Genomic DNA, 22704 nt, shown 5'->3' on the forward strand with positions numbered 1-22704 from the left:
TGCCGCATAAATTATCCCTGCGCTGAAAAATAATGGTCCGGACTGGACAAGGTTACACATCAGTCATAATCTTAATCAATCGATTGATTAAGATCTGAGTCGTGCTATGAATACACCCACCATGACAACCAAAGGTGAACAGGCGAAAAATCAGCTCATTGCCGCCGCGCTGGCGCAGTTTGGCGAGTATGGTCTGCACGCCACAACGCGCGATATCGCCGCGCAGGCCGGGCAAAATATTGCTGCCATCACCTACTATTTTGGCTCAAAAGAGGATTTATATCTCGCCTGCGCCCAGTGGATTGCGGATTTTATCGGCTCACAGTTTCGCCCGCATGCTGAAGAAGCCGAGCGTCTGTTTGCTCAGCCGGAACCGGATCGTGGCGCGATGCGCGAACTGATCCTCCGCGCCTGCAAAAATATGATCATGCTGTTAACCCAGGACGATACCGTTAACCTGAGCAAATTTATTTCGCGCGAACAGCTTTCCCCCACCGCGGCTTATCAACTGGTGCACGACCAGGTTATCAATCCGCTACATACTCACCTGACGCGCCTGATTGCTGCCTATACCGGCGGCGATGCCAACGATACCCAAATGATCCTGCACACCCACGCCCTACTCGGCGAGGTACTGGCCTTTCGTCTGGGGAAAGAAACCATTCTGTTGCGTACGGGCTGGTCACAATTTGATGAGGATAAAACCGCGCTGATTGACCAAACGATCACCTGTCACATCGATCTTATTCTGCAAGGTTTAACGCAAAGGAGTCTGGAGTCATGAAAAAACCTGTCGTTCTCGGGCTGGTCATCGCGGCCCTCGTTGCCGTGATTGCCGGTGGAACGTGGTGGTATCAAAGTCGGCAAGATAACGGTCTGACGCTGTACGGCAATGTCGATATCCGTAGCGTCAACCTGAGTTTTCGCGTCGGCGGCAGGCTGGCCTCGCTGGCGGTTGACGAAGGCGATGCCATTACCGCCGGTCAGGTGCTGGGCGAACTGGACCGTGCGCCGTACGAAAACGCATTAATGCAGGCAAAAGCGAATGTTGCCGCCGCGCAGGCGCAATACGATCTGATGCTGGCAGGATATCGTGAAGAGGAGATCGCGCAAACCGCAGCGGCAGTCAAACAGGCGCAGGCAGCCTATGATTACGCGCAAAATTTTTACAATCGGCAGGTGGGATTGTGGAAAAGCCGCACTATCTCCGCCAACGATCTGGAAAACGCCCGTTCATCACGCGATCAGGCGCTGGCCTCTCTGAAATCCGCACAGGATAAACTCACCCAATACCGCAGCGGTAATCGTGTGCAGGACATTGAGCAGGCGAAAGCCACGCTCGAACAAGCTCAGGCCGAGCTGGCCCAGGCAGAGCTTAATTTGCATGACACCACGCTGACCTCGCCGTCTGACGGCACGTTACTCACCCGTGCGGTCGAACCCGGCAGCATGTTGAACGAAGGGGGCACGGTACTGACGCTGTCACTCACGCGTCCGGTATGGATTCGCGCCTACGTTGACGAACGAAATCTGAGCCAGGCGCAGCCAGGACGCGAAATCCTGCTTTACACCGATGGCCGTCCGGACAAACCGTATCACGGTAAAATCGGCTTCGTGTCGCCCACCGCCGAGTTTACCCCAAAAACAGTCGAGACCCCTGACCTGCGCACCGACCTGGTTTATCGCCTGCGTATTGTGGTGACCGACGCGGACGATGCGCTGCGCCAGGGAATGCCGGTAACGATAAAGTTCAGCGATGAGGCACGGCATGAATGACGCCGTCATTACGCTGAATGGACTGACGAAAAACTTTGCCGGAATGGATAAACCGGCCGTCGCCCCGCTCGACTGTACCGTTCATGCGGGCTACGTGACCGGGCTGGTCGGGCCGGATGGCGCTGGCAAAACCACGCTGATGCGAATGCTGGCAGGGCTGTTGAAACCCGACGCCGGTAGCGCAACGGTAATTGGTTTTGATCCCATCAAAGACGACAGCGCGCTGCATGCGGTACTGGGTTACATGCCGCAGAAATTTGGTCTGTATGAAGATTTGACCGTCATGGAGAACCTCAATCTCTATGCAGATTTACGTAGCGTTACCGGTGAAGCGCGAGAAAAAACCTTTGCCCGGTTACTGGAATTTACCTCGCTGGGGCCGTTTACCAGACGCCTGGCCGGCAAGCTTTCCGGCGGCATGAAACAGAAGCTCGGACTTGCCTGTACGCTGGTCGGTGAACCCAGCGTGTTACTGCTGGATGAGCCTGGCGTAGGCGTCGACCCTATTTCCCGTCGCGAACTGTGGCAAATGGTTCATGAACTGGCCGGGGACGGCATGCTGATCCTCTGGAGCACGTCGTATCTGGATGAAGCTGAACAATGCCGTGATGTGCTGCTGATGAACGAAGGTGAATTGCTGTATCAGGGCGATCCCACTCAGCTTACGCAAACCATGTCGGGTCGCAGCTTCCTGATGAGCAGTTCGCAGGAAAATAACCGCCGACTGCTGCAACGCACGTTAAAACTGCCGCAGGTTAGCGACGGGATGATTCAGGGGAAATCCGTCCGCTTAATCCTGAAAAAAGAAGCGACGGCCCAGCAGATTCAAAACGCTGACGGCATGCCGGAGATAACCATCAACGAAACCGCCCCCCGCTTCGAGGATGCCTTTATCGATTTACTCGGCGGGGCCGGAACATCGGAGTCCCCGCTGGGCGCTATCCTGCATACCGTGGAAGGCACGCCAGGTGAAACGGTGATCGAAGCCAAAGCGCTGACCAAAAAATTTGGCGATTTTGCCGCTACCGACCACGTAGACTTTGCCGTGCAGCGCGGCGAGATTTTTGGTTTGTTAGGACCCAACGGCGCGGGCAAATCCACTACCTTTAAAATGATGTGCGGCCTGCTGGTCCCCACTTCGGGTAAAGCGCTGGTGCTGGACATGGACCTGAAGGTCAGCTCCGGTAAAGCGCGCCAGCATCTGGGTTATATGGCACAGAAATTCTCCCTGTATGGCAACCTGACGGTTGAACAGAATCTGCGCTTTTTCTCCGGCGTCTACGGCCTGCGCGGTCGGGCGCAGAAGGAGAAAATCGAGCGGATGAGCGAGGCATTCGGCCTGAAGAGTATCGCCTCCCACGCCACCGACGAACTGCCGCTGGGCTTTAAACAGCGTCTGGCGCTGGCCTGTTCGCTGATGCATGAACCCGACATTCTGTTCCTCGATGAACCCACTTCCGGGGTCGATCCCCTCACCCGTCGGGAGTTCTGGTTACATATCAACAGCATGGTGGAAAAAGGCGTCACGGTGATGGTGACCACCCACTTTATGGATGAGGCAGAATACTGCGATCGCATCGGGCTGGTGTATCGCGGCAAACTGATTGCCAGCGGTACACCGGACGACCTGAAAGCTCAGGCTGCTGACAGTGAGACGCCAGACCCGACCATGGAACAGGCCTTTATCACGCTAATCAATGACTGGGATAAGGAGCATACGCATGAGTAACTCCGTTCTCTCCTGGCGTCGCGTACGCGCGCTGTGCGTGAAAGAGACGCGCCAGATCGTCCGCGATCCCAGCAGTTGGCTGATTGCGGTGGTGATCCCGCTGCTGCTGCTGTTTATCTTCGGCTACGGGATCAACCTCGACTCCAGCAAGCTGCGGGTAGGGATTTTGCTCGAACAGCAAAGCGAAGAGGCGCTGGATTTTACCCATACCATGACCGGTTCACCGTATATTGACGCCACCATCAGCGATAACCGTCAGGAATTGATTGAGAAAATGCAGGCCGGGCGCATTCGCGGGCTGGTGGTGATCCCGGTGGATTTCGCCCAGCAGATGGCGCGCCCCAACGACGTGGCGCCGATCCAGGTGATCACCGACGGCAGTGAACCGAATACCGCTAACTTTGTGCAGGGTTATGTCGAAGGCATCTGGCAGATTTGGCAACAACAGCGGGCGGAAGATCGCGGAGAATCATTTGAACCTTTGATCGACGTGCAGACCCGCTACTGGTTTAACCCGGCGGCCATCAGCCAACATTTTATTATTCCCGGGGCAGTAACCATCATCATGACGGTTATTGGCGCTATCCTCACCTCATTAGTGGTGGCGCGCGAATGGGAACGCGGAACCATGGAAGCGCTGTTGTCTACCGAAGTCACCCGCGTCGAACTGCTGCTGTGCAAACTGATCCCCTATTACTTTCTGGGCATGCTGGCGATGCTGCTGTGTATGCTGGTGTCGGTGTTTATTCTCGGCGTGCCTTATCGAGGTTCGTTGCTGATCCTGTTTTTCATTACTAGCCTGTTTCTGCTCAGCACGCTCGGCATGGGGTTGCTTATCTCCACCATCACCCGCAACCAGTTTAACGCCGCGCAGGTCGCGCTAAACGCCGCCTTCCTGCCCTCGATTATGCTGTCGGGTTTTATCTTCCAGATAGACAGCATGCCGGCGATTATCCGGGCAGTAACCTATATTATTCCGGCTCGTTATTTCGTCAGCACCCTACAAAGCCTGTTTCTGGCGGGAAATATTCCGGTGGTGCTGATTATCAATGTGCTGTTTTTAATCGCTTCGGCGGTGATGTTTATTGGCCTGACGTGGCTTAAAACCAAACGTCGGCTGGATTAAGGGGACGGGCATGTTTCATCGCTTATGGACATTAATTCGTAAAGAGCTGCAATCGCTGTTACGTGAACCGCAGACGCGAGCCATTCTGATTTTACCGGTGCTGATTCAGGTTATTCTGTTCCCATTCGCGGCCACGCTGGAAGTCACCAACGCCACTATCGCTATCTATAACGAAGACAACGGTAAACATTCGGTGGAGCTAACCCAGCGCTTCGCTCGCGCCAGCGCCTTTACGCACGTTCTGCTGCTGAAAAGCCCGCAGGAGATCCAGCCCACCATCGACACGCAAAAAGCCCTGTTGCTGGTGCGCTTCCCGGCCAACTTTTCGCGTAATCTGGATACCTTCCAGCAGGCTCCCATGCAGATTATTCTCGACGGGCGTAACTCTAACAGTGCGCAAATTGCCGCGAATTATCTGCAGCAGATCGTTAAGGAGTATCAGCAGGAGCTGATGGACGGCAAGCCGAAACCGAACAACAGCGAGCTGGTGGTGCGTAACTGGTATAACCCGAATCTGGATTACAAATGGTTTGTGGTTCCGTCGCTGATCGCCATGATCACCACCATCGGCGTCATGATCGTCACTTCGCTCTCGGTTGCCCGCGAGCGCGAGCAAGGCACGCTGGATCAGTTGCTGGTCTCCCCGCTTACCACCTGGCAGATATTCATCGGTAAAGCGGTGCCCGCGTTAATTGTGGCAACGTTTCAGGCCACCATTGTGCTGGCGATCGGCATCTGGGCTTATCACATTCCGTTTGCCGGTTCATTGGCGCTGTTCTATTTCACGATGGTGATTTACGGGCTGTCGCTGGTCGGCTTTGGTCTGCTGATTTCATCACTGTGTGCCACCCAGCAGCAGGCGTTTATCGGCGTGTTTGTGTTTATGATGCCGGCGATTTTACTTTCAGGCTACGTCTCGCCGGTCGAAAATATGCCGGTCTGGCTACAGAATCTGACGTGGATAAACCCAATCCGCCATTTTACGGACATCACGAAACAGATTTACCTGAAGGATGCGAGTCTGCAGATTGTGTGGGGAAGTTTGTGGCCGCTGTTGGTGATAGCGGCCACGACCGGCTCAGCGGCGTATGCGATGTTTAGACGCAAGGTGATGTAGCTTTTTGTCTTTCGCCAACAGCGAGACCACGGCGGGTCCGGCAAGGATCACCAGCCCCGCCAGGGCCAGCAAGACGTTGTTTTGCAGCACGCGCGACAGCAACCACAGTACGATCATCGCGGCACCGAAATACCACGTGGTAGTCAGTTCTTCCAGCACATCAGCTACGTCGCGCCAGCGCTGCTCATGGTGACGTTGCAAGGCCAGCATTAATAAAACCGTTACGCCGTAAACGACGCATAATCCCAGGCCGACGCGCACCAGCGTACCGCTCATCCAGCCCATTACCAGCAACGCCACTACCAGTAAATGCAACACAATCTGCCAGCAACTTAGACCCGTTGCGACACGAACACGTTGTTGCCACCTCATGGCTTTTCTCCTGAAGGATTTTCAACTAATTATTCAGAGTACCGGACTTTACGGAAAATTCCGCAACACCGCATCTTTTTGTGACGACGACTACACTATTTTATTTAGGAAGTGACGCCAACGGGAGGCTCATGAGCGGATCGGGAGTTCAATTTTCATTCAATGTGCTCACCATTAATACTCACAAAGGGTTCACCGCCTTCAACCGGCGTTTTATTTTGCCTGAGCTACGGGAGGCTGTCAGAACGGTCGGTGCAGATATTGTCTGCCTGCAGGAAGTTATGGGCGCGCACGATGCTCACTCGCTGCAAATTGAGAACTGGCCGGATACCACCCACTACGAATTTCTGGCGGACACCATGTGGAGCGACTTCGCCTACGGGCGTAACGCCGTGTACCCGCAAGGGCATCACGGTAACGCGGTGCTGTCGCGTTATCCCATTGAACATTATGAAAATCGCGATGTGTCCGTCGGCGCGAGTGAAAAGCGCGGGGTCCTCTACTGCCGCATCGCGCCGCCAATGCTCTCGCACCCAATCCATGTCATGTGCGTGCATCTCGGTTTGCGTGAAGCACACCGTCAGGCCCAGCTCGCTATGCTGGCTGACTGGGTCAATGCCCTGCCCGACGCGGAGCCCGTGGTGATCGCCGGAGATTTTAACGACTGGCGGCAAACGGCCAATCACCCGCTGAAAGCCAGGGCCGGCCTTGACGAGATTTTTACCCGCGCCCACGGTCGCCCGGCGCGGACGTTTCCGGTGCAGTTTCCCCTGCTGCGTCTGGACAGGATCTACGTGAAAAACGCGAATGCCAGTACCCCAACGACGCTGGCGCTGCGTCACTGGCGACATTTGTCCGATCATGCCCCCCTGAGTGCGGAGATTCATTTATGAAAAATGGCTGGCGTGAAGGCAATCAAATTCAACTGCTGGAAAACGGCGATCAATACTATCCCGCCGTCTTTGACGCCATTGAACAGGCACAGCAAAAAATTATCCTTGAGACCTTTATCTGGTTTGAAGATGCGGTCGGAAAACAGCTGCATGCCGCCTTGCTCGGAGCCGCCCAGCGCGGAATCAAAGCAGAGGTGCTGCTGGACGGTTACGGTTCGCCGGATCTTAGCGACAGTTTTGTCGAAGAGTTGACCGTAGCTGGCGTTGTTTTCCGCTACTACGATCCGCGCCCGCGTCTGTTCGGTATGCGCACCAATCTCTTTCGCCGTATGCATCGCAAAATTGTGGTCATTGATGACCGTGTTGCCTTTGTCGGCGGTATTAATTATTCCGCTGAACACATGTCTGATTACGGTCCCGAGGCCAAGCAGGATTATGCCGTTCGCGTGGAAGGTCCTGTCGTGGCCGACATCCTGAAATTCGTGCTGGATAACTTACCGGGACAGAGCGCCGTACGACGCTGGTGGCGACGTCATCACCGGGTAATTGAGAATCATCGGCCTGGCGAAGCGCAGGCGCTGTTTGTCTGGCGCGATAACGAAGAGCATCGCGATGATATTGAACGCCACTATTTGAAAATGCTGACCCAGGCCCGGCGAGAAGTGATCATTGCCAATGCCTATTTCTTTCCGGGTTATCGCCTGCTGCATGCCCTACGAAAAGCTGCGCGACGCGGTGTTAGGGTAAAACTCATCGTCCAGGGTGAACCGGATATGCCGATTGTGAAAGTGGGTGCCCGCCTGCTGTATAACTATCTGGTTAAAGGCGGCGTCCATGTCTATGAATACCGGCGTAAGCCCCTGCATGGTAAAGTCGCGCTGATGGACGATCATTGGGCGACGGTAGGTTCCAGCAATCTCGACCCGCTTAGTCTGTCGCTCAATCTGGAGGCAAATCTTATTATTCATGATCGCACGTTTAACCAGACCCTGCGTGACAACCTGAACCCCATTATTGCGCAGGACTGCAAGCGAGTTGATGAATCAATGCTGCCAAAACGCACCTGGTGGAACCTGACCAAAAGCGTGCTGGCCTTCCACTTTTTACGCCACTTCCCGGCGCTGGTCGGCTGGCTACCGGCGCATACCCCGCATCTGGCCGAGGTAGAACCACCCGCACAGCCAACTCTGGAAACCCAGGATCGTATTCCAACTGAGGATGCAGGAGGGGAAACCTGATGCCAAAAAACCACCGACGCTGGCGCTTAGCGAAAAAGATCCTCACATGGCTATTTTTTATTGCAGTCATCGTATTGCTGGTCGTTTATGCCAGTAAGGTCAACTGGCAGGAAGTATGGACGGTAATTCGCGATTACAATCGGATCGCCCTGCTCAGCGCCGTAGGGCTGGTGATCGTCAGTTATTTACTTTACGGCTGCTATGACTTGCTCGGGCGCTACTACTGCGGGCACAAGCTGGCAAAACGCCAGGTCATGCTGGTGTCGTTTATCTGTTACGCCTTCAACCTGACGTTAAGCACATGGGTGGGCGGTATTGGGATGCGTTATCGTCTCTACTCGCGTCTCGGGTTACCGGGGAGCACAATTACGCGAATTTTTTCACTGAGCATTACCACCAACTGGCTGGGCTATATTCTGCTGGGCGGTTTTATTTTCACCTTCGGCGTCGTTGAACTGCCCGCGCACTGGTATATCGATGAAGGTACGCTACGCCTCTTAGGCATTGCGCTGCTGCTGATGATTGTTGTTTATCTGTGGTTTTGCGCTTTCGCTAAACATCGCCACATCACCATCAAGGGCCAAAAACTGGTACTGCCCTCCTGGAAATTTGCCCTCGCGCAAATGGCGATATCCGGTACTAACTGGATGGTAATGGGGGCGATTATCTGGCTGTTGCTGGGTCAGAATATCAACTATTTCTTCGTGCTGGGCGTGCTGCTGGTGAGCAGTATCGCCGGTGTTATCGTGCATATTCCGGCGGGGATTGGCGTGCTGGAGGCGGTCTTTATGGCGCTGCTGGCAGGAGAGAACACCTCTCAGGGGACAATCATTGCCGCCCTGCTCGCATATCGCGTGCTGTACTATTTTATTCCGCTGCTGCTGGCGCTGATGTGCTATTTGCTGCTGGAGAGTCGGGCGAAAAAGTTGCGGGTAAAAAACGAGAAGGCGATGGCGAAATGATTCACCGGATGGCGGCTTACGCCATCCGGCAACAGAGAGTTAACGACGATTGCCGAAGATACGCAGCAGCATCAGGAACAGGTTGATGAAGTCCAGATACAGCGTTAAGGCCCCAAGAATTGCGTATTTACGCAGATTTGAGCTGTCACGCAGGTCGATCTGCTCACCGATATTTTTCAGCTTCTGCGTGTCATAAGCGGTCAGGCCGACAAACACAATCACCCCAATATAGGTCACCGCCCACATCAGCGCTTCGCTCTTCAGCCAGAAGTTAACCAGCGAGGCCAGCACAATACCGATCAGCGCCATAAACAGCATATTGCCGAAACCGCTGAGATCGCGTTTGGTGGTGTAGCCGTACAAACTCATGATCCCGAACATCCCGCCGGTGACCACGAAGGTGCTGGCGATAGACGAGTAGGTATAGACGATAAAAATGCTTGATAGCGTCAGCCCGGTTAATGCCGAATAGAGCATAAACAGCGTGGTCGCCATTCCCGCGCTGAGCCTTTGCACCATGCCGGACAGGACGAACACCAGCGCTAGCTGGGCGATGATCAGTCCAAAGAAGGTGATTTTGCTGGAGAAGACAAACATCATCACCGCGGGCGTATTTGCCGCATACCAGGCGATAAACGCCGTCAGCAACAGTCCGCAGGTCATCCAGCCGTACACCTGCGCCATATACGTTTGCAGGCCGGAACGGGCCTGTACAATAGAATCGGATCGTGGGAATCGGTCCATGACAATCTCCTGAATCAGTATGAGCCTACACCAATTGTACTCTACCAGCGTTTTGCTGCTAGCTTATCGCTGTCGCGGGCATCAACCCAGCGCTCACCTTCTGGCGTGGCCTCGCGCTTCCAGAACGGTGCGCGGGTTTTCAGATAATCCATAATGAACTGCCCGGCATCAAACGCGCTGCTGCGATGCGCACTGGTCACGCCAACAAAAACGATTTCGTCACCCGGCCACAGTTCGCCAATGCGATGAATGACCGTTACTCGTCCCAGCGGCCAGCGCGCACGCGCTTCGTCGACAATCTCCGCCAGCGCTTTTTCGGTCATTCCCGGATAGTGTTCCAGCGTTAACGCCTGCACGCTATCGCCGAGATTGTGATTGCGGACTTTACCGGTGAAAGTGACCACCGCGCCATCTTCATCGCGTTCGGCCAGCCAGGGATACTCTTCCCCGACGCTGAACGGCGCATGACCAACAACAATTCGCGTTTCAGCCATCTTAGCCTCCGGTTACCGGTGGGAAGAAAGCCACTTCGTCACCCGCATTAAGGGGATGGTCAAAACTGACCAGCGTCTGGTTTACCGCGGCCAGCAGCTTGCCGTCTTCCAGCGCCAACGCCCAGCGATCGCTTTTTGCCGCAAGACTCCGGCGCAGCGCTTCTACCGTTGCAAACTCAGCGGCGACTTCTATCGCATCCGTGTTCACCAATTCCCGTACCTGAGCAAAGAAAAGAACCTTAATCATGCGCATCCACCTTAAAATCTCCCGATTTACCGCCGCTTTTAGCCAGCAGACGCACCGGACCAATTACCATATCCTTTTGCACCGCTTTGCACATATCGTAGATGGTCAACGCTGCCACGGAGGCCGCCGTTAACGCTTCCATTTCGACGCCGGTTTTCCCGGTCAGGCGACACAGCGTTTCAATGCGTACGCGGTTGTGTTCCGGCTCGGCGTGCAGATTAACTTCAACCTTGCTCAACATCAGCGGATGGCACAGCGGGATAAGATCCCAGGTCCGTTTGGCGGCCTGAATACCGGCAATACGCGCCGTGGCGAAAACGTCACCCTTATGGTGGCTGCCGTCGATAATCATCGCCAGCGTTTCGCTACGCATGGTCACGAATGCTTCTGCACGCGCCTCGCGTACGGTTTCCGCTTTGGCGGAGACATCCACCATATGCGCTTCGCCAGCGGCGTTAATATGAGTCAGTTGCGACATACTTATTTCTTCAAATGTGGGTGGAAATTACACGGACGCGTACGGGCATCGAGCTGCGGCGCAATGATATTTTCCCATGCGGTACGACACGCTTTAGTCGACCCCGGCATGGCGAAAATCAGCGTTTTGTTGGCCACTCCGGCAATCGCCCGGGATTGCAGCGTCGCGGTGCCAATCTCTTCAAACGACAGCATACGGAATACTTCACCAAACCCTTCGACTTCTCTGTCGAACAGCGGTTGCAGCGCTTCTGGCGCCTGGTCCCCTTCGGTTAAGCCCGTGCCGCCTGTAATGAGCACGACCTGCACATCCTCACTGGCAATCCATGCAGAAACCTGGGCGCGAATGGCGTAGCGGTTCTCTTTGACAATAGCCTTGTCGACAATCTGATGACCCGCCTCTTGCGCCGAGTCACGCAGATAATGGCCGGAGGTGTCATCTTCTTCGCCGCGACGGTTGGAAACAGTAAGAATAGCAATGCGTGTCGGGATAAATTCAGCGCTTACCTGACTCATGAAAAACTCCTTTTAGCGATCAGCCGCCAATGTAAGATAAGTTTTGCGTAATACCGGTATTGTTCTGATGCAGGAAATGAGTCTGCTTTTTCTCCAGCAGCGCGGCTGAAATGCGTTCTTCCAGCGCCGACTGCTGAGCGTCATCTTCCAGCAAATCACGCAGGCTTACGCCGCCTTCACCAAATAAACACAGATGCAGTTTGCCGACAGAGGAAACGCGCAGACGGTTGCAGGTGGCGCAGAAGTCTTTCTCATAAGGCATGATCAGACCAATTTCACCAGCATAGTCAGGATGACAGAAAACCTGAGCCGGGCCGTCGCTGCGCTGTCGGATCTGGTGGATCCAGCCGCGACGCAACAGCTCATCACGCAGGACCTGGCCTGAGATATGGTGTTTACGGAAGAGAGAGCTGCCCTCACCCGTTTCCATCAGTTCAATAAAGCGTAGTTGGATAGGACGGGGCTGAACCCACGCCAGGAAGGTGTCCAGTTGATGATGGTTTACATCGCGCATCAGCACGGTATTGACTTTCACTTTTTCAAAACCCGCATCAAAAGCGGCGTCAATGCCTGCCATCACCTGCTGAAATTTGTCCTGCCCGGTAATGGCGTGAAACTGACGGGCATCGAGGCTGTCGACGCTGACGTTAAGTGCGGTCAGTCCGGCATCGCGCCAGGCAGCAGCATCACGCGCCAGACGATAACCATTAGTGGTCACCGCAATCTGACGGATGGCGTGGTTTTCGCGCACGGCGGCGATAATGTCGGTAAAGTCGCGACGCAATGAAGGTTCGCCCCCTGTCAGACGCACTTTTTCCGTTCCCAGACTGGCGAACGCGCGCGTAACGCGGCGAATTTCATCAACGGTCAAAAAGCCGTTATTGGTGACACCGCCGGGCTTATAGCCATCCGGCAGGCAGTAGGTGCAACGAAAGTTACACACATCGGTAATCGACAAACGTAAGTAGTAAAACTTACGTGCGAAAGCATCGGTAAGTTGAGAGCCCATGTACACCTTTCCAAATACGGGAGACGTAGTCATTTCTTCCTACGCCCTGGTGACAAACTTATTCAAGTATTGTCACGGCCAAAGCACCGTATCATTTGACCCAGGTGCAGAGGCTAGAGTGTTTATTCTCGTCATACTTCAAATTGCAGAAGCGTGGGCTTTATTCGTTCACCCCAGTCACGTACTTATGTCCGCTTACGGGGGATTCTCTCCCTCACTGCCTTCCTGCAACTCAAATTATTCAGAGTACATTGTGGTTATGCCGATACTAGCGTGTAAATGACGCTTTTGCCATGTACACTTTCGCTGTATAAACACATACATAGCGACATGATCGTGCAATTTCGCTACAGAATAAGCAAAAACCACAGTTTTGCATTGATATACATCATCTTGCCGGCCGGTGCATCTCGTCAGAAAGGAGTAGATCGCAGAAAAAAATTACGCCAGATTCCGCCTGGATAATTGCTGAAAACACATTATTTACGTTACTGTAGCGCCGATAAATTGATATCAGGAAAATATATGCGCACTCGCACGCTGGCAGATCTGGACCGCGTTGTCGCTCTCGGCGGAGGGCATGGACTGGGACGCGTTCTCTCCTCTCTTTCCCCTTTAGGCTCACGCCTGACGGGGATCGTCACCACGACCGATAACGGCGGGTCGACAGGTCGTATTCGTCGCTCTGAAGGAGGAATTGCCTGGGGAGACATGCGTAACTGTCTGAACCAGTTAATTACTCAACCCAGCGTTGCATCCGCCATGTTTGAGTATCGTTTTGGCGGTAATGGTGAGCTTTCCGGGCATAACCTCGGAAATCTGATGTTAAAGGCGCTCGATCACCTCAGTGTGCGGCCTCTGGAAGCCATCAATTTAATTCGTAATCTGCTGAAAGTTGACGCGCATTTAATTCCGATGTCGGAGCTGCCGGTGGATCTGATGGCTATCGACGATCAGGGACATGAAGTCTATGGCGAAGTGAATATCGATCAGCTCACCATCCCGCCTCAGGAACTGATGCTGTCGCCAAAAGTCCCCACCACGCGGGAGGCAGTTGAAGCTATCGCCGAAGCGGATTTGATTTTGATCGGACCCGGCAGTTTTTACACCAGCCTGATGCCGCTCCTGCTACTCGACGAATTGGCGCAGGCATTACGTCGCACACCTGCCCCGATGGTCTACATCGGCAATCTGGGTCGTGAATTAAGCCTGCCAGCAGCCAGCCTGACGCTTAACGATAAGCTGGCAATCATTGAACAGTACGTTGGCAGGAAAGTAATTGATGCGGTGGTTGTGGGCCCGAAAGTGGATGTATCCACCGTTACCGACCGCGTTGTTATTCAGGAAGTGCTGGAAGCCAGCGACATTCCCTACCGCCATGACCGCCAGCTATTGCATTACGCGCTGGAGAAAGCGGTACAGGCGCTGGGGTAAGTGGAATTACCTGATGGGCTGCGCTTATCAGTCCTACAAACGCGATCTACTCCCACAGGCCGGATGAGGGGGTTCCCCCGCCTCCGGCACAATCTTACGATGCCGCGATAAACAACTCGCGCAGCTGATGCAACTGGTCGCGGATCGTTGCAGCCTCTTCAAATTCAAGATTCTGCGCATGCTGCATCATCTGCCCTTCCAGCTCATGAATCTTCTGCTGCAGCGCTTTTGGCGTCATATCCAGTTCGACAATTTCAGACTTCGCGCCTGCGCGTGACTTCCCTTTGCCTTTCGCCTTAGTCTTCGCAATATTCTGACCCAGCGCCAGAATATCGACCACTTTCTTGTTCAGCCCCTGCGGCGTAATACCGTGTTCTTCGTTGTAGAGCTGCTGTTTCTCACGACGGCGTTCAGTTTCACCTATCGCCTTAGCCATTGAGGCGGTAATTTTATCGCCGTAGAGAATAGCCTTCCCGTTGATATTACGCGCCGCACGACCGATGGTCTGAATAAGCGAACGTTCCGAACGCAGGAACCCTTCTTTGTCTGCGTCCAGAATCGCCACCAGTGAGACCTCAGGCATATCCAGCCCCTCACGTAACAGGTTGATACCCACCAGCACGTCAAACTCGCCCAGACGCAGGTCACGAATGATTTCCATACGTTCCACGGTATCGATGTCTGAGTGCAGATAGCGCACCCGCTCACCGTGCTCTTCGAGGTATTCGGTGAGATCCTCTGCCATCCGTTTCGTGAGCGTAGTGACCAGCACACGTTCGTTAATCGCCGCACGGATGCGGATCTCAGACAGCAGATCGTCAACCTGCGTCGCCACCGGGCGTACCTCAATGATAGGATCCAGCAGGCCGGTCGGTCGTACTACCTGATCGACGACGTCATCACCGGATTTCTCCAGTTCATAGTTGCCCGGCGTCGCTGAGACGTAGATGGTCTGCGGGGCCAGCGCTTCAAACTCTTCAAATTTAAGCGGACGGTTATCCAGCGCCGACGGCAGACGGAATCCGTATTCGACCAGAGTCTCTTTACGCGCCCGGTCACCACGATACATACCGCCAATTTGCGGGATAGTGACGTGGGATTCATCCACCACCAGCAGGCCGTCGGCAGGCAGGTAATCAAACAGCGTCGGCGGCGGCTCGCCGGGGCCACGCCCGGACAGATAGCGGGAGTAGTTTTCAATCCCCGAGCAGTAACCCAGCTCGTTCATCATTTCCAGATCGAACTGCGTACGCTGACTTAGCCGCTGTTCTTCCAGCAGTTTGTTATTTGCCAGCAGGACCTTGCGCCGCTCTGCCAGCTCAACTTTGATTTCTTCCATCGCCTGCACGATACGTTCGCGCGGCGTCACGTAGTGCGTTTTAGGATAGATGGTGTAGCGCGAAATCGTGGATTCAACCTGCCCGGTAAGCGGGTCAAACAGCGATAAACGTTCGACCTCTTCATCAAACAGTTCCACGCGCAGCGCGATATCGTCGGATTCAGCCGGGAAAATGTCGATCACTTCACCACGCACGCGGAAGGTTCCGCGCTGAAATGCCTGATCGTTGCGGGTATATTGCAGTTCCGCCAGGCGGCGCAGGATCGCACGCTGGTCGATAATCATCCCCACCGTCAGGTGCAGCATCATTTTCAGATACAGATCCGGATCGCCCAAACCATAGATAGCGGAAACTGACGCGACGACGACGACATCCCGACGTTCCAGCAGCGCTTTGGTCGCCGACAGACGCATCTGCTCAATATGTTCGTTAACCGAGGCATCCTTCTCGATGAAGGTGTCAGAACTTGGAACGTAGGCTTCCGGTTGATAATAGTCGTAGTAGGAGACGAAATACTCCACCGCGTTATCCGGGAAGAACTCTTTCATCTCACCGTACAGCTGCGCGGCCAGCGTCTTATTGGGAGCCAGCACCATGGTAGGCCGCTGCAAGTCCGCAATTACGTTAGCGATGGTGAATGTCTTCCCCGAGCCCGTCACCCCCAGCAGCGTCTGATGCGCCAGACCATCCTCCAGCCCTTCTTCCAGACGGCGAATAGCCTCAGGCTGATCGCCAGAGGGTTTAAAAGCGGAATTTAGTTTGAACGGTTTACTCATGAGCAGCTACCTGAAGCAATGGGCGGGCAGGTGTGTAATTTTACTCGCAGTCGTATATTTTGCCAGTAAAATATACTGGATGAAAAAACAGTAACGCACCAGAATATTTCTGATACGCCATCAGAATGACCGTGACCGCAGGCTAAAATTTGGCCTCAGACAAGATAAAACACCAGCAAAAACGTGTTATCCCCAAAGCAATGACTTTTTTAACATTTGTCAAGCTGCCCGATGAAAGTTTTGTGGCAACGCATGACACTTCTGCGACAGCCATTGATTTTATCTAACATTCTGTAATTTAATGACTATTATCCCGAGCCGTCTTTCGCATCAATTTAGTCGCAGGCCGCGTCTTCTCTCGCTTACATTGTGTTTTCTAACTCTAATACACAAGGTTATCCACAGGAATAGTGGATAACTGCCTCCAGCCCGTATGGACTGTAGCCTGGCAAAAACGCCCTCACTTCCTTTTCCGGAGGGATAAAAAAAATTTATCGCTATTTTTTGATATTTATCAGCTAACGAAGCGGCCTGGAATGGCCGGGATCTTGCTCGCATTTTCATCATTTTCTTGCCTGCACCATTACGACACCGCCAGGCACTGGCAATGTGCACAAAACAACGCCAGCCCTCCGGCTAGCCAGACGTTACCGCCTGCGCGGCACACTCTCCTGCTGTTTTTTGACCCCAATCCCTCTTCTGGCAAGAGAATTGCAATTTTCTTCCGACGACCTGTACGTGGGGCGGATAGCATCATGCTGGAGGAATCTATGTTGAGTCTTCGCGCAGTGAATCATTATTACGGTAATCAACACTCCCTATGGGATGTGGATCTCGACCTGCTGCCCGGTAAATGTACCGGTGTGCTGGGGCTTCCAGGGATGGGAAAGACTACGCTGACCAATTGCATTATCGGCAATTTACCGATCGAAAGCGGCACCATGTTCTGGCATCAGGCTGGCGCGCCGCCGCGCGACCTGAGTCCCATTCCGGCGGCAAATCGCATCGCGCTGGGCATTAACTACGTTTCACAAGAGAGACGGATTTTTTCGCAATTGACGGTAGAGGAAAATCTGCATATTGCGCGCCAGGCGGTTGAGGAAAGCGAAACGATGAACAGCAGTGATATTTACCGCCTGTTTCCACAGTTGTTCGTACTGCGTCAGGCCAAAGGGGCGGCATTATCGGAAGATGATCAGCACCAGCTTGCGCTCGCCAGCGCGCTGGTCACACGCCCGCGCCTGCTGATCCTCGATGAGCCCACGCGGGGAAGTGGCCAGGCATATATCCACAAACTGGGGAACCTGGTGGTAAGGTTAAGCCAGGAGCTCGGCATCGCCATAATGCTCGCGGAGCAGAGCCTGCCGTTTATTCGTCGGGTCGCTGACTGCTACTGCCTGTTACACCGTGGGCGCAACGTGGCTCAGGGGCAAATCACACAGCTCAGCAACCCGCTAATCACCGACTGGGGGGCGCTACAGACAAAACGCTAAGATCGATATAACGTCCTGTCGATGCCCGCTCCGGCTCTTCTGCCAGCCAGGGAATTTCCCCCAGCAGCGGAGCCGCAAGCACACGCCTGAGCGTTGCCATATATTCAGCATGACGCTTGCCAGGTGGCGTCACATCATTGGCGACCCATCCGGCAAGCGTCAGTCCGGCCTGCTGCACCGCCTGGGCGGTCAGCACAGCGTGGTTGATGCAGCCGAGCTTAACGCCAACCACCAGAATAACCGGCAACTGCTCTGTTTTTACCCAATCAGCAAAACTCAGCGTTGGCGAAAGCGGCGTAAACCACCCGCCAGCACCTTCCACCAGCACCCAGTCAGCCTGTTGTTCCAGCGCGCGTAAACCCGCAGACATTACAGAGGCCTGAATGGGGCGACCTTCGTCCGCGCTGATGATATGCGGTGAGGTAGGTTCCGCGAAGGTATAGGGGTTGATAGCCGCATAGTCCACCGTCACAACGCTGTTGCGCTGTAATGCCAGGGCATCGCTATTGCGCAGACCTTCAACCGTCATTTCACTGCCCGACGCCACTGGCTTATAGCCGACGGTTCGCAATCCCCTCTGCCCCGCCGCCTGTAGCAACGCACAGCTGGCGATAGTTTTCCCCACTTCGGTATCCGTCCCGGTGACAAAAAAAGTGTTAATCACGTTGAATCACTCCCAAAAATAGATGATAGGTCAGCGGATATTTCCCCTGCTGGCAGGGCCAGGCTAGCTGTAGCTGGCGCAGCTGTGAGCGGGTCAGTACGCGCGGCTCGCGGCCATCATGCAAATGCGTCGCGCCAATGCCCTTCAGCGAGCGCATGGCGCTCAGCGCATCGTCAAACCACAGCGTGACGGCATGAGACTGGTATTCAACGTCCCACCCATGCAGGGCGTTTTCCAGTTGCTCCACGGGCAAAAAACGATTGGCGTGCTCCCGCTCATCAACCGCTCGCCACGCCTGACGAAGTTCCGGCATTGACCCCTGCGCCAGGGTACTAAACGCCACCGTCCCGCCAGGACGCACCACCCGGTAAAGCTCGCGTAACGCGCCGCGCAGGTCACTGCACCACTGTACGGCCAGATTGCTCCAGGCCAGGTCGAAAGTAGCAGCAGCCTGCGGAATGGCTTCAATATCCGCCAGCAAATAGCGGTGGGCGACATCGTGACGCTGTGCTTCAGTCAGCATTTGCGCCGACAGATCCAGCGCGCAGACCTCGCTCCCCTGCTCCCGCCAGTAACGGCTCATACGCCCGGGTCCGCAGCCCGCATCTAAAACCTGAGAGAATGCCCGACCATCGAGTCGTGCCAGTAACGCATCGGCGCTCTGACGCTGGAGTTCCGCGTGTTGCTCATAGTGAGTAGCCGCGCGGCCAAACGCGGCAGCAATCGCCTGCTTATTGACCTGCGCCATGCAGCACCTCCAGTAAGCGATCGATATCCTGGACTTCATGCGCCTGGGTCAGCGTAAGCCGCAGCCTGGCCGTACCAACCGGCACCGTCGGTGGGCGAATAGCCGTCACCCAGCATCCCTGTTGACGTAATGCCTCCGCCAGTTGCAAGGCTTTATGATTGTCGCCCACGATCAGTGGCTGAATGGCGCTGTCTGACTGCGCCAGCGTTAAGTCCGGCGTATTCACCCCAGCGCGAAAACGCTGGATCAGCATCGCCAGTTTTTCTCTGCGCTCATCGCCTTCGCGGCTGCGGATCACCTCCAGCGCGGCGCGCAAGGCCTGGGCCTGCGCCGGAGGCATACTGGTGCTGTAGATCAGATGACGGGCAAACTGCAGCAGATAATCGGCCACGCTGTCTGAGCACAAGATTGCCGCGCCGCTGACGCCAAACCCTTTGCCAAACGTCACCACTAACAGCTCGGGTTTCACCTGCTGTCGGGAGCACGAGCCGCGCCCTTCCTCACCGCTGACGCCAATCCCGTGCGCATCATCCACCAGCAACCACGCGCCCTGCCGCTCTGCTACCGCGTGAATTTCCGCCAGCGGTGCGCTATCGCCATCCATGCTGAACACACCTTCAGTAACCACGAGTTGTTGCCCCGGACAGGGGTTGGTCAGCAGACGTTCCAGATGTTGCGGATCGTTATGGGTAAAGCGACGTAGCACGGCAGGGCTAAGGCTGGCAGCTTCCAGCAGTGAGGCATGGCTGAGCCGGTCAGCAACAATCCGGTCCTCTTTGCCCATCAGCGCGGCAATGACCGCCTGATTAGCGGCAAAACCGGAGATAAACAACAGCGCCCGTGAATAGCCGAGCCATTGCGCCAGCTCATCTTCCAGCGCCTGATGAGCAACGGAATAACCGCTCACATGACCCGAGCCGCCGCTGCCGACGCCAAAACGCTCAGCGCCTTGCTGCCACGCGCAGATAATATGCGGATGGTGGCTTAAGCCAAGGTAGTCGTTGCTGGAAAAGTTCAGATACTGGCGACCGTCGGCCTGCAGCCAGCGACCGGCGCCCTGCGTCACCGCATAGCGCCGACGCAACGCATCAGCACGACGACGCGCCGTTAACGCATCGTCTATTTTTTGCTGCCAGGTCATACGGTTGCCGCGTTGTAGTATTCGTCGGTATCCGGGGTACGCAGCGCCTGTTCCAGGCGTTGCTGCTGTTCGTTATCGCCTGCCAGCACCGCCGTTTGCTGCGGATTGAGACCCAGCTTGCGAAACAACAGCAAATCCTTATCTTCGTTCGGGTTCGGCGTGGTCAGCAGTTTGCAGCCGTAGAAAATCGAGTTAGCTCCGGCCATAAAGCACATCGCCTGGGTTTGTTCGTTCATTTGCTCGCGTCCGGCTGAAAGACGGACATATGAAGTCGGCATCATGATCCGCGCAACGGCGATAGTACGAATAAAATCAAAGGCATCCACATCGTCGTTATCGGCAAGCGGCGTGCCTTTCACTTTCACCAGCATGTTGATCGGCACGCTTTCTGGCGGCGTTGGCAGATTCGCTAATTGCAGCAACAGACCCGCGCGGTCGGTCACCGTTTCCCCCAGTCCCACAATCCCGCCGGAGCAAACTTTAATGCCCGCCTCACGCACTTTATCCAGCGTATCCAGGCGCTCCTGGTACGAACGGGTTGTGATGATATTGCCGTAGAATTCCGGCGAGGTATCGAGGTTATGGTTGTAGTAGTCCAGACCCGCATTGGCCAGCCGCTGGGCCTGATTTTCGTTCAGCGTACCCAGCGTCATACACGCTTCCAGCCCCAGTTCTTTTACGCCCTGAACCATCTGTTCCAGGTAGGGCATGTCGCGTTCGTGTGGATTCTTCCACGCCGCGCCCATGCAAAACCGCGTTGAACCGGCCTGTTTCGCTTTACGCGCAGAGTCCAGTACCTGTTCAACCTCCATCAAACGTTCCGTTTCCAGACCGGTTTTATAGCGGGAGCTTTGCGGGCAGTATTTGCAGTCTTCCGGGCAGGCACCGGTCTTAATCGACAGCAGCGTACTGACCTGAACCTGCCGCGGATCAAAGTGCTGACGGTGAACCTGCTGCGCTTCAAACAGCAGATCCAACAGCGGTTTTTCAAATAATTCGGTGACTTGCGACATTGTCCAGCGAGAAGAATGAGCCATATTGGTATACGTTTCGTTATGAGTTTGGTGTAGACTCGTAAACCTAAATCTTTTTAATTTGGTTTACAAGTCGATTATGACAACGGACGATCTTGCGTTTGACCAACGCCATATCTGGCACCCTTACACCTCCATGACCTCCCCGTTACCGGTTTATCCGGTGGCGCGTGCCGAAGGTTGCGAACTGATTTTAGCCCGCGGTGAGAGGCTGATAGACGGCATGTCGTCCTGGTGGGCGGCGATCCACGGTTACAATCACCCACAGCTGAACGCCGCGATGAAAACGCAGATTGATGCCATGTCACATGTGATGTTTGGCGGCATTACCCATGCCCCGGCCATTGCGCTGTGCCGCCAGTTGGTGGCGATGACGCCAGAGGCGCTGGAGTGCGTTTTTCTCGCGGATTCAGGTTCGGTCGCCGTAGAAGTAGCAATGAAAATGGCGCTGCAATACTGGCAGGCCAAAGGCGAATCCCGTCAGCGTTTCCTGACATTTCGAAACGGTTATCACGGCGATACCTTCGGCGCGATGTCGGTCTGCGATCCCGACAACTCGATGCACAGTCTGTGGAAGGGTTATCTGCCGGAGAACCTGTTTGCGCCCGCCCCGCAAAGCCGCATGGACGGCGAGTGGGACGAACTGGATATGGTGCCTTTTGCCCGCCTGATGGCCGCGCATCGCCACGAGATTGCGGCGGTGATCCTTGAGCCGATTGTGCAGGGCGCTGGCGGCATGCGCATGTATCATCCCGAATGGTTAAAACGCATCCGTAAGATGTGCGACCGTGAAGGGATCCTGCTGATTGCCGATGAAATCGCCACCGGATTTGGTCGTACAGGCAAGCTTTTTGCCTGTGAACACGCCAACATAACTCCGGACATTTTGTGCCTCGGCAAAGCGTTAACCGGCGGAACGATGACCCTTTCCGCCACCCTGACCACGCGTCAGGTCGCCGAAACCATCAGCAACGGTGAAGCCGGATGCTTCATGCACGGTCCAACCTTTATGGGTAATCCGCTGGCCTGCTCCGTCGCCTCCGCCAGCCTGTCGTTACTCGAAACCGGTGAGTGGCGCTCACAGGTAGCGGCTATTGAAGCGCAACTGCGGACAGAACTCGCCCCGGCGGCAGACTCGAGTTGGGTAGCCGACGTGCGTGTACTCGGCGCCATCGGTGTGATCGAAACCACGCATCCGGTGAATATGGCGGCGTTACAGAAGTTCTTTGTTGAACAGGGTGTGTGGGTACGACCGTTTGGCAAACTGATCTATCTGATGCCGCCGTACATTATTCAGCCCGATCAGTTGCGTCGTCTGACCCAGGCCGTAAACGAGGCTGTGCGCAGTGCAACATTTTTTAGCGATTAATCAGC

Annotated in this window: 23 protein-coding genes and 1 riboswitch; of the genes, 11 read left to right on the plus strand and 12 right to left on the minus strand. The window is 55.0% G+C overall.

Translation table 11 applies throughout. From position 1 onward, the window contains the following. The first annotated feature begins 106 nt into the window (after positions 1-106). From cecR to HV243_RS16995, 5 genes are read left to right on the plus strand one after another with little or no spacing between them, the layout of a single operon-like run. The gene (gene cecR, locus HV243_RS16975; RefSeq protein WP_016152358.1) at positions 107-784 is read left to right on the plus strand and encodes a transcriptional regulator CecR; all 678 of its coding nucleotides are present in this window, start codon (positions 107-109) and stop codon (positions 782-784) included. Further along, a complete protein-coding gene (gene hlyD, locus HV243_RS16980; RefSeq protein ID WP_053388798.1) occupies positions 781-1776 on the plus strand; it encodes a secretion protein HlyD in 996 nt (331 codons plus the stop codon). The genes cecR and hlyD overlap by 4 nt, the downstream gene beginning before the upstream one ends. Further along, positions 1769-3505, plus strand: a complete 1737-nt coding sequence (locus HV243_RS16985; protein WP_053388797.1) for an ATP-binding cassette domain-containing protein — start codon at positions 1769-1771, stop codon at positions 3503-3505. Before hlyD ends, HV243_RS16985 begins: the two co-directional genes overlap by 8 nt. Then, positions 3498-4631 (plus strand): ABC transporter permease, encoded by a 1134-nt coding sequence (locus HV243_RS16990; protein ID WP_016156059.1) that lies wholly within the window; start codon positions 3498-3500, stop codon positions 4629-4631. The genes HV243_RS16985 and HV243_RS16990 overlap by 8 nt, the downstream gene beginning before the upstream one ends. Before the next feature lie 10 nt (positions 4632-4641). Continuing rightward, complete coding sequence (locus HV243_RS16995) at positions 4642-5748, plus strand: ABC transporter permease (protein ID WP_016152354.1); 1107 nt, start codon at positions 4642-4644, stop codon at positions 5746-5748. Here the strand turns inward: HV243_RS16995 and HV243_RS17000 are convergent. Continuing rightward, positions 5710-6120 carry a YbhQ family protein gene (locus tag HV243_RS17000; protein WP_016152353.1) on the minus strand — a complete coding sequence of 137 codons (411 nt, stop codon included), beginning with the start codon at positions 6118-6120 and terminating at the stop codon, positions 5710-5712. The two genes, HV243_RS16995 and HV243_RS17000, sit on opposite strands and share 39 nt — an antisense overlap. A gap of 131 nt (positions 6121-6251) precedes the next feature. Here HV243_RS17000 and HV243_RS17005 point away from each other — a divergent pair, with 131 nt between their 5' ends. The 3 genes from HV243_RS17005 to HV243_RS17015 are packed head-to-tail and all read left to right on the plus strand — an operon-like array spanning position 6252 to position 9213. Further along, positions 6252-7013, plus strand: a complete 762-nt coding sequence (locus HV243_RS17005) for an endonuclease/exonuclease/phosphatase family protein (RefSeq protein ID WP_053388796.1) — start codon at positions 6252-6254, stop codon at positions 7011-7013. After that, a complete protein-coding gene (gene clsB, locus HV243_RS17010; protein WP_053388795.1) occupies positions 7010-8251 on the plus strand; it encodes a cardiolipin synthase ClsB in 1242 nt (413 codons plus the stop codon). The genes HV243_RS17005 and clsB overlap by 4 nt, the downstream gene beginning before the upstream one ends. After that, positions 8251-9213 carry a YbhN family protein gene (locus HV243_RS17015; protein ID WP_016152350.1) on the plus strand — a complete coding sequence of 321 codons (963 nt, stop codon included), beginning with the start codon at positions 8251-8253 and terminating at the stop codon, positions 9211-9213. Before clsB ends, HV243_RS17015 begins: the two co-directional genes overlap by 1 nt. A gap of 39 nt (positions 9214-9252) precedes the next feature. On the opposite strand, the gene HV243_RS17020 is transcribed toward HV243_RS17015, so the two are convergent. From HV243_RS17020 to moaA, 6 genes are all read right to left on the minus strand, one after another. Then, the gene (locus HV243_RS17020) at positions 9253-9957 is read right to left on the minus strand and encodes a Bax inhibitor-1/YccA family protein (RefSeq protein ID WP_003831536.1); all 705 of its coding nucleotides are present in this window, start codon (positions 9955-9957) and stop codon (positions 9253-9255) included. A 41-nt stretch (positions 9958-9998) separates the two neighbouring features. Beyond that, positions 9999-10451: a molybdopterin synthase catalytic subunit MoaE gene (gene moaE / locus HV243_RS17025; RefSeq protein ID WP_016152349.1), complete on the minus strand. Its 453-nt coding sequence runs from the start codon at positions 10449-10451 to the stop codon at positions 9999-10001. 1 nt (position 10452) lies between these two features. Continuing rightward, positions 10453-10698, minus strand: a complete 246-nt coding sequence (moaD, locus tag HV243_RS17030) for a molybdopterin synthase sulfur carrier subunit (RefSeq protein ID WP_016152348.1) — start codon at positions 10696-10698, stop codon at positions 10453-10455. Then, the gene (moaC, locus tag HV243_RS17035; RefSeq protein WP_003035188.1) at positions 10691-11176 is read right to left on the minus strand and encodes a cyclic pyranopterin monophosphate synthase MoaC; all 486 of its coding nucleotides are present in this window, start codon (positions 11174-11176) and stop codon (positions 10691-10693) included. The genes moaD and moaC overlap by 8 nt, the downstream gene beginning before the upstream one ends. Before the next feature lie 2 nt (positions 11177-11178). After that, on the minus strand, positions 11179-11691 hold the full coding sequence (moaB, locus tag HV243_RS17040; RefSeq protein ID WP_016152347.1) for a molybdenum cofactor biosynthesis protein B: 513 nt from the start codon (positions 11689-11691) through the stop codon (positions 11179-11181). 19 nt (positions 11692-11710) lie between these two features. Further along, positions 11711-12700, minus strand: coding sequence for a GTP 3',8-cyclase MoaA (moaA, locus tag HV243_RS17045; protein ID WP_016152346.1), 990 nt, complete (start codon positions 12698-12700; stop codon positions 11711-11713). Beyond that, positions 12688-12833, minus strand: a riboswitch (molybdenum cofactor riboswitch). (Overlaps the previous gene by 13 nt.) Positions 12834-13225: 392 nt before the next feature. On the opposite strand from moaA, the gene yvcK reads away from it, so the two are divergent. Then, a complete protein-coding gene (yvcK, locus tag HV243_RS17050; RefSeq protein WP_016156054.1) occupies positions 13226-14134 on the plus strand; it encodes a uridine diphosphate-N-acetylglucosamine-binding protein YvcK in 909 nt (302 codons plus the stop codon). 94 nt (positions 14135-14228) lie between these two features. Here the strand turns inward: yvcK and uvrB are convergent, their stop codons facing one another. Continuing rightward, positions 14229-16250 carry an excinuclease ABC subunit UvrB gene (gene uvrB / locus HV243_RS17055; protein ID WP_016152344.1) on the minus strand — a complete coding sequence of 674 codons (2022 nt, stop codon included), beginning with the start codon at positions 16248-16250 and terminating at the stop codon, positions 14229-14231. Positions 16251-17020: 770 nt separating this feature from the next. On the opposite strand from uvrB, the gene HV243_RS17060 reads away from it, so the two are divergent. Next, complete coding sequence (locus HV243_RS17060) at positions 17021-17743, plus strand: ATP-binding cassette domain-containing protein (RefSeq protein WP_047359446.1); 723 nt, start codon at positions 17021-17023, stop codon at positions 17741-17743. On the opposite strand, the gene bioD is transcribed toward HV243_RS17060, so the two are convergent. Genes bioD through bioB form a run of 4 tightly spaced genes read right to left on the minus strand, consistent with a single transcriptional unit; the run spans position 17709 to position 21333 of the window. After that, positions 17709-18407: a dethiobiotin synthase gene (gene bioD, locus HV243_RS17065; protein ID WP_047359447.1), complete on the minus strand. Its 699-nt coding sequence runs from the start codon at positions 18405-18407 to the stop codon at positions 17709-17711. The two genes, HV243_RS17060 and bioD, sit on opposite strands and share 35 nt — an antisense overlap. Beyond that, complete coding sequence (gene bioC, locus HV243_RS17070) at positions 18400-19155, minus strand: malonyl-ACP O-methyltransferase BioC (protein WP_016156049.1); 756 nt, start codon at positions 19153-19155, stop codon at positions 18400-18402. Before bioC ends, bioD begins: the two co-directional genes overlap by 8 nt. Beyond that, the gene (gene bioF / locus HV243_RS17075; RefSeq protein ID WP_053388793.1) at positions 19139-20296 is read right to left on the minus strand and encodes an 8-amino-7-oxononanoate synthase; all 1158 of its coding nucleotides are present in this window, start codon (positions 20294-20296) and stop codon (positions 19139-19141) included. The genes bioC and bioF overlap by 17 nt, the downstream gene beginning before the upstream one ends. Continuing rightward, positions 20293-21333 (minus strand): biotin synthase BioB, encoded by a 1041-nt coding sequence (bioB, locus tag HV243_RS17080; protein WP_029139462.1) that lies wholly within the window; start codon positions 21331-21333, stop codon positions 20293-20295. The genes bioF and bioB overlap by 4 nt, the downstream gene beginning before the upstream one ends. A gap of 76 nt (positions 21334-21409) precedes the next feature. Here bioB and bioA point away from each other — a divergent pair, with 76 nt between their 5' ends. Further along, a complete protein-coding gene (gene bioA, locus HV243_RS17085) occupies positions 21410-22699 on the plus strand; it encodes an adenosylmethionine--8-amino-7-oxononanoate transaminase (RefSeq protein ID WP_053388792.1) in 1290 nt (429 codons plus the stop codon). Positions 22700-22704 lie beyond the last annotated feature (5 nt).

It is taken from the genome of Citrobacter sp. RHBSTW-00599, from assembly GCF_013784065.1.
Taxonomy (GTDB): Bacteria; Pseudomonadota; Gammaproteobacteria; order Enterobacterales; family Enterobacteriaceae; genus Citrobacter; species Citrobacter braakii.

What these genes read in the sequence shown, in the direction of transcription:
- HV243_RS17000 (WP_016152353.1), bottom strand. Translation starts at nt 6,120, where the DNA reads ATGAGGTGGCAACAACGTGTTCGTGTCGCAACGGGTCTAAGTTGCTGG.
- yvcK (WP_016156054.1), top strand. Translation starts at nt 13,226, where the DNA reads ATGCGCACTCGCACGCTGGCAGATCTGGACCGCGTTGTCGCTCTCGGC.
- HV243_RS16995 (WP_016152354.1), top strand. Translation starts at nt 4,642, where the DNA reads ATGTTTCATCGCTTATGGACATTAATTCGTAAAGAGCTGCAATCGCTG.
- HV243_RS16990 (WP_016156059.1), top strand. Translation starts at nt 3,498, where the DNA reads ATGAGTAACTCCGTTCTCTCCTGGCGTCGCGTACGCGCGCTGTGCGTG.
- HV243_RS16985 (WP_053388797.1), top strand. Translation starts at nt 1,769, where the DNA reads ATGAATGACGCCGTCATTACGCTGAATGGACTGACGAAAAACTTTGCC.
- moaC (WP_003035188.1), bottom strand. Translation starts at nt 11,176, where the DNA reads ATGTCGCAACTGACTCATATTAACGCCGCTGGCGAAGCGCATATGGTG.
- HV243_RS17015 (WP_016152350.1), top strand. Translation starts at nt 8,251, where the DNA reads ATGCCAAAAAACCACCGACGCTGGCGCTTAGCGAAAAAGATCCTCACA.
- cecR (WP_016152358.1), top strand. Translation starts at nt 107, where the DNA reads ATGAATACACCCACCATGACAACCAAAGGTGAACAGGCGAAAAATCAG.
- hlyD (WP_053388798.1), top strand. Translation starts at nt 781, where the DNA reads ATGAAAAAACCTGTCGTTCTCGGGCTGGTCATCGCGGCCCTCGTTGCC.
- bioB (WP_029139462.1), bottom strand. Translation starts at nt 21,333, where the DNA reads ATGGCTCATTCTTCTCGCTGGACAATGTCGCAAGTCACCGAATTATTT.
- moaE (WP_016152349.1), bottom strand. Translation starts at nt 10,451, where the DNA reads ATGGCTGAAACGCGAATTGTTGTTGGTCATGCGCCGTTCAGCGTCGGG.
- moaA (WP_016152346.1), bottom strand. Translation starts at nt 12,700, where the DNA reads ATGGGCTCTCAACTTACCGATGCTTTCGCACGTAAGTTTTACTACTTA.
- HV243_RS17060 (WP_047359446.1), top strand. Translation starts at nt 17,021, where the DNA reads ATGTTGAGTCTTCGCGCAGTGAATCATTATTACGGTAATCAACACTCC.
- HV243_RS17005 (WP_053388796.1), top strand. Translation starts at nt 6,252, where the DNA reads ATGAGCGGATCGGGAGTTCAATTTTCATTCAATGTGCTCACCATTAAT.
- moaD (WP_016152348.1), bottom strand. Translation starts at nt 10,698, where the DNA reads ATGATTAAGGTTCTTTTCTTTGCTCAGGTACGGGAATTGGTGAACACG.
- bioA (WP_053388792.1), top strand. Translation starts at nt 21,410, where the DNA reads ATGACAACGGACGATCTTGCGTTTGACCAACGCCATATCTGGCACCCT.
- moaB (WP_016152347.1), bottom strand. Translation starts at nt 11,691, where the DNA reads ATGAGTCAGGTAAGCGCTGAATTTATCCCGACACGCATTGCTATTCTT.
- HV243_RS17020 (WP_003831536.1), bottom strand. Translation starts at nt 9,957, where the DNA reads ATGGACCGATTCCCACGATCCGATTCTATTGTACAGGCCCGTTCCGGC.
- uvrB (WP_016152344.1), bottom strand. Translation starts at nt 16,250, where the DNA reads ATGAGTAAACCGTTCAAACTAAATTCCGCTTTTAAACCCTCTGGCGAT.
- clsB (WP_053388795.1), top strand. Translation starts at nt 7,010, where the DNA reads ATGAAAAATGGCTGGCGTGAAGGCAATCAAATTCAACTGCTGGAAAAC.
- bioC (WP_016156049.1), bottom strand. Translation starts at nt 19,155, where the DNA reads ATGGCGCAGGTCAATAAGCAGGCGATTGCTGCCGCGTTTGGCCGCGCG.
- bioF (WP_053388793.1), bottom strand. Translation starts at nt 20,296, where the DNA reads ATGACCTGGCAGCAAAAAATAGACGATGCGTTAACGGCGCGTCGTCGT.